2 protein-coding genes are annotated in these 1011 nt (G+C 39.1%); both read right to left on the reverse strand.

Annotated features, from left to right (window positions below; all coding sequences use genetic code 11):
- Positions 1–111: 111 nt before the first annotated feature.
- The gene (locus ACRCJ0_RS15220; RefSeq protein ID WP_016897544.1) at positions 112–411 is read right to left on the reverse strand and encodes a DUF1292 domain-containing protein; all 300 of its coding nucleotides are present in this window, start codon (positions 409–411) and stop codon (positions 112–114) included.
- A gap of 188 nt (positions 412–599) precedes the next feature.
- On the reverse strand, positions 600–1010 hold the full coding sequence (ruvX, locus tag ACRCJ0_RS15225; RefSeq protein WP_431388442.1) for a Holliday junction resolvase RuvX: 411 nt from the start codon (positions 1008–1010) through the stop codon (positions 600–602).
- Position 1011: the final 1 nt, after the last annotated feature.

Genomic DNA, 1011 nt, shown 5'->3' on the forward strand with positions numbered 1-1011 from the left:
TTATTTTCCACTCTTCTCATCAATTATTTATTTAGTTTTTTCCATGAAAAAAGCACCCAAAATCAATTGGATGCTTTTTCTCTTATATTGACATTTACTTAAAGCGACAGATTATAAATCTTCGTCTTCGATAAATGTTGCTAATACTTCTTCTACCATATCCCATTCTTCTTCAGTCTCAATAGGATTTAATTGACCTTCAAAGCCGTCTTCACTTTCAACGTAAGAGAAAGCTTGTAATTCTACGCCCTCTTCGTCAGATACGCCTGCTGGGTAGACAATTACATATGATTTACCGAAATCTTCTGAATCGAATGTAAATAGAATTTCGAATAATTGCTCGTTACCTTCCTCGTCAACAATTGTAATGTGCTCGTGACCTTCGTGGTCATGTTCATGATGTTCAGTCATTTGAAAATCTCCTTTTTCTCTCGTGTGTTGAGCCTATAACGTACTCAATCAATATCTCTCAATAACCATCATATCGGGCTTGAAAAGTCAGAATTATCCGTCGCTTCCCAAGATGCTCCAATTACTTAACAGTAACTGCTCGTCCTTTGGTCCAGCCCATCAATTCTAAACGAATTTCCGCACACCTACTATGATGGGTGGGCATCTAAATAATTTTGCAGAATCAATACGGCAGCCAATTTATCGATCACTTTCTTACGCTTCTTACGACTGACATCGTTGGCAATTAACATCCGTTCTGCTTGAACAGTTGTTAACCGCTCATCCTGATAAAAGACTGGTAAATCAAACCGGTCTATCACAAGTTGTCCGTATTTTTGTGATGCTTCAGCGCGTGGACCGATAGAATTGTTCATATTCTTGGGTAAACCAAGAACTAACGCTTCTACCTTATACTCAGCAATTAATTCACCAAGTCGGTCCAAACCGAAATCTTCTAATTCTTCATCGATTGGAATGATTTCTACCCCTTGGGCCGTCCAACCGAATGGATCAGAAACAGCCACGCCGACTGTTTTAGACCCCACATCTAATCCCAAA

Source organism: Aerococcus sp. L_32 (assembly GCF_050689315.1).